Origin of the sequence: Bartonella callosciuri (assembly GCF_014203215.1) — a bacterium.
GTDB lineage: Bacteria > Pseudomonadota > Alphaproteobacteria > Rhizobiales > Rhizobiaceae > Bartonella > Bartonella callosciuri.
On sequence record NZ_JACHIM010000009.1, the window covers coordinates 1,058 to 5,364 of the forward strand.

Annotated in this window: 4 protein-coding genes and 1 other RNA gene; all 5 read left to right on the plus strand. The window is 41.5% G+C overall.

The window, feature by feature from the left end:
* Positions 1 to 1,152: 1,152 nt before the first annotated feature.
* The 5 genes from ykgO (at position 1,153) to HNQ69_RS06685 (ending at position 4,147) form a co-directional block, all read left to right on the plus strand.
* On the plus strand, positions 1,153 to 1,278 hold the full coding sequence (gene ykgO, locus HNQ69_RS06665; protein WP_011181208.1) for a type B 50S ribosomal protein L36: 126 nt from the start codon (positions 1,153 to 1,155) through the stop codon (positions 1,276 to 1,278).
* 128 nt (positions 1,279 to 1,406) lie between these two features.
* Entirely contained in the window at positions 1,407 to 2,204 is a 798-nt protein-coding gene (locus HNQ69_RS06670; protein WP_183229275.1) for a tetratricopeptide repeat protein, read from the plus strand.
* A 187-nt stretch (positions 2,205 to 2,391) separates the two neighbouring features.
* Positions 2,392 to 2,551, plus strand: a non-coding RNA gene (gene ssrS, locus HNQ69_RS06675) — 6S RNA.
* A gap of 132 nt (positions 2,552 to 2,683) precedes the next feature.
* Positions 2,684 to 3,307, plus strand: coding sequence for a 5-formyltetrahydrofolate cyclo-ligase (locus HNQ69_RS06680; RefSeq protein ID WP_425486686.1), 624 nt, complete (start codon positions 2,684 to 2,686; stop codon positions 3,305 to 3,307).
* A gap of 18 nt (positions 3,308 to 3,325) precedes the next feature.
* Positions 3,326 to 4,147 (plus strand): TIGR00282 family metallophosphoesterase, encoded by an 822-nt coding sequence (locus tag HNQ69_RS06685; protein ID WP_183229276.1) that lies wholly within the window; start codon positions 3,326 to 3,328, stop codon positions 4,145 to 4,147.
* The last annotated feature ends 160 nt before the right edge of the window (positions 4,148 to 4,307 follow it).

Below are 4,307 nucleotides of genomic sequence, written 5' to 3' on the forward strand. Positions count from 1 at the left end.
TTCTTCTCAATTTCCTTGGAAGTGGCATCTCATCAGATGCTTTGCATCCTCCATTCTTTTGGCGATACCCAGAGACTCTCCATCGATAATCACCTCACTAGAGATATCATTGAACACAGCTGAGGCGGCAAAGAAATCCAATCCTGATAGGATAAAAGTCCCCCAAACTGCCTATGATCAAGAGCAAAAGCTTCTTCTCAATTTCCTTGGAAGTGGCATCTCATCAGATGCTTTGCATCCTCCATTCTTTTGGCGATACCCAGAGACTCTCCATCGATAATCACCTCACGAAAGAGTGCTAGAACATTGATCAAATTCCCTGCATACAACTGACCCCAATGCATGAATTGGCTCATAATATTCAGCTTTAACGATACAAATGCCACAGTTAACGGCTGAACAGAAAGTCTAAAAATGATAAACGCCCCCATTCTTGTAAATCATGATGGCAAAATGAAATCGCGAAATTTGGTTTGTCGGTTACTTAAGCAGTTTCTTGGCATTTCTCCTATTGCACTTTTAGGATTTTAAAGAGAAAAACGGCTTTTCTCTCAATCTGTCTATGAAGCTTGTACTGTATAAACACGACATACAGTTTGCACTTTTCAAACAAAGCATGAGCCTCCCCCAGCAAAGCATAACTTAGTCTAAATTCTCAAAGAGCATCCTTCACAGAAGTCCTTTTGCACTCCAGTCCATATATTCTTCTCCCCCGATTCCTTAAGAAGGCACCTTTTACTCACTGATCATTGAATAAAAAGTAACCATTTAAGAAAAACTGAGAAGTTTTCAGATTTTCCTTCTCTTTTGCTCTTTTCTTCGGTTTCAGACTCTCTTCTAAATTTGTCGTGAATCCTCCCTTGACAAAAAAAGATTTTTTGTTAGAAAGGCTTTAAAGATTTTTTGCTTTTTCATTGTGGCAGTAGCAATGCATTAAAGCGTGCCTTTTTAAGGGTGCGTTTTTCTTTTTATAAAGAGTGGAAAAGTATGAAATAGAGTAGTTTCTTATAATCATCATATTTTTGTAATACGGCAGTGTGTTGTGGTTATAATACGAAAGTTATGGTTATAATACGAAAGTTGTAAACATTAAAAACATTAATATGGGAGTTATGGCAGTAATTCCCTGTCTGAAGAGAAACGGTGAGTATGATGAAAATTAAAAATTCACTTAAAGCATTGAGAGAGCGTCACCGTAACAATCGTTTGGTACGTCGCAAAGGTCGTGTTTATATCCTCAATAAAACGAACCCTCGTTTTAGAGCCCGTCAAGGATGATGATTCAAGAATAATGGGTTTTATGCCTTCTTTTTCATAGGCATTCAATCTTTTATCTCTTGACTTTTATCTCTTGAAGTTTTTTTGTTGCGGGTTCTTTGCTTTTTATTGTTTGAGGACTTGTCTTTGTGATACCTTCTTGCTTTTTAAAAGGGTTGTTGTTGCGGAGTTTTTTTATTTTTCAGTGGGTTTCGTTGCGTTTTTTTGCAATTTTTTTCGTTGTTTTTTTAAGCGATTTTTGGTTGATTTCCACTGGATATGGACAAAGTCCTCCTTCTCTTCCTGAAGATAGGCCCTCTCCACAATTGCTTTTGCCACTGGATGATCTGATACCAAGCCGCCCTTCCTCTGCACCAACAGTTTCTGATTCTCATTCGACTGCGACCATTCTTGAAGATGCTAAAGCGATACAGCATTCTTCTTTTGAAAAAGCGCGGCAACGCAAAGAAGCAGAAGTTTCACGCTTACTCAAGATGTTAAAATCTTGTGCAAATGTTGATGAAGCGAAAAAGATAAGTCAGCAACTTCAATATTTATGGTCCCAATCGGGCAATGAGACGATTGATCTTTTAATGTCATGGGCTGAAAATGCTATCAACGCCGATAATTATGGCCTTGCCCTTGATTATATTGACAATACCCTTGCACTTCATCCTACTTATGCAGAAGCTTGGCTAAGACGTGCGTGGATTCATATTCAATTGAGTGATTTTAAACTTGCTATGCTTGACCTTAACCACGCTCTCGAACTTGAGCCGCGCAATTACATAGCATTTTTTGAGCTCGGAATTATTATGGAAGCAACGGAGCGCCCACAACTGGCCCTCAAAGCCTATGAAACAGCGCTTGAATATTATCCACAAATGCGAAAACTTCAAAAACGTGTAGAGATCTTACTAGACGAGCTCTCACCGCAAGCGCTTTAAAGGAGAAACACTCCCCCAGACTGCTCCCCAGCCGACATCTTTCTGACAGTGCTCCAACGCACTCCCCAGTTGGAGACTCCCCGATAAGCGCTTCCTGATGGTGCTTGGAATTTTTAAAAGGGTGGGATTGCATCAAGGCAATTTTCTATCTAGCCGAAAATCTAAAACTGTTTTATAATGCAGATGGGGTGTTCTGCGCTTCCCGACAGGGAATAACGTATTCCTGAGACCTTATTGATCTCCAAGGGAGCTGTCCCTGATGAAGCTCGTGGGCTTTTTCATATGGCGCCCACCTATTGTTTAGGTTTCCGGGATCAGCTTTTTCCATCGGCTGTTGTGGATCACCCTTTTTTACATAGGTGAGAGTTTTTTTCGTATGCAACCACGCGCTATAATATTTTCTCAAGGGATTTATTAAAGATAGTTTAAAGGACTTTATTTGTTACACCCTTTTCTTGCCCCTTGCAGCAAAATATAAAATGATCGACGATAGAATGACACAAGCCGCTCACGATCCGCAGTCTGCTTCCTCGATTCGTGCAAAGTTACGCAAGATCGGTTTATCGCAACGCGCTGCTCTTTCAGAACAAGAACGCGCTCTTTTTTCGCAGCGCGCCTGTTCCCATGTGGTTCGTAACCTTAAAGAAAAAGGGGAGGATTTTTCACGCATCATTCTAGCAGGCTATTGGCCAATCAAATCGGAAATTGACCCCCGCCCTTTATTTGATGCCGTAGCATTATGTGGCGGATGCTTAGCTTTACCAGCAGTGCTTGATTCCACCACTATGGTTTTTCGTGCCTATTCTCAGAGCACCGTATTAGAACCGATGCGCTTTGGCACATTAGGGCCTGGTGCAGAAAATGCAGTTCTTGTACCAAACGTTATTATTGTTCCTCTTTCGGCGTTTGATCGTCACTGTCACCGTCTTGGTTATGGAGGAGGCTATTATGATCGTGCGGTTGAATCGCTCGAAAAACAAGGGCATCATGTTGCCTTATTGGGCTTAGGCTTTTCCTGTCAGGAAGTTGAATCCATTCCGCATGCAGAACATGATCTCATTGTGCAAGGAATTTTTACAGAAAAAGGTTTCTTAAAACGCTAAAGTGTGATTAAAACGCTTATGCGTTTTTTATTTTTAGGTGATATTGTTGGAAAAACAGGTTGTGTAGCTGTTTTTGAACAGCTTCCAAGACTTATCGAGCAATGGCAGCTTGATTTTGTTGCGGTCAATGGTGAGAATGCGTCTGGTGGTTTTGGTCTCACACAGGAGACGTATCAAAATCTTTTAATGGTAGGTGTTGACGTTGTAACAACGGGGAATCATGCTTTTTCATGCAAAGAAGCGTTACACTATGCGCCTGAGAGTGATCGTTTTTTACGTCCAGCTAATTTTATGAAGGACACTCCCGGAAGAGGCTCTGGTATTTTTACAGCAAAGAATGGAGCTCAGGTGCTTGTTGCAAATCTTTTGGGAAATGTTTTCATGCCGTGTAAGGTGGTTGATCCGTTTGAAACAGCTGAAAAGATTTTGTTAGCTTGTGCTTTAATGGAGCAGGCAGATGCGATTATTTTTGACTTTCACGCAGAAACGACAAGTGAAAAGCAATGTCTTGGGCATTTTCTTGATGGTCGTATCAGTGTTCTTGTAGGAACCCATACGCATGTTCCCACGGCTGATGCACAGATATTAGAAAACGGGAGTGCTTACTTATCGGATGCAGGAATGTGCGGAGATTATAACTCTTCTATAGGAATGGAAAAGGAAGAGCCTTTACACCGTTTTCTTTATAAGAGGAAGCAGGGTCGTTATGAGCCGGCACAAGGACCAGCCACCCTTTGTGGTTTAGCGGTTGAGCTTTCAGACCGCACAGGTTTAGCAAAAAAGGTTTCGGCCGTACGGATCGGTCCTCATTTAAAGCCTGAAAGTCCAGATTTTTGGTAGTCCCATCCGAAGATAATCTTAAGGAATGGAAAAGGAAGAGCCTTTACACCGTTTTCTTTATAAGAGGAAGCAGGGTCGTTATGAGCCGGCACAAGGACCAGCCACCCTTTGTGGTTTAGCGGTTGAGCTTTCAGACCGCACAGGTTTAGCAAAAAAGGTT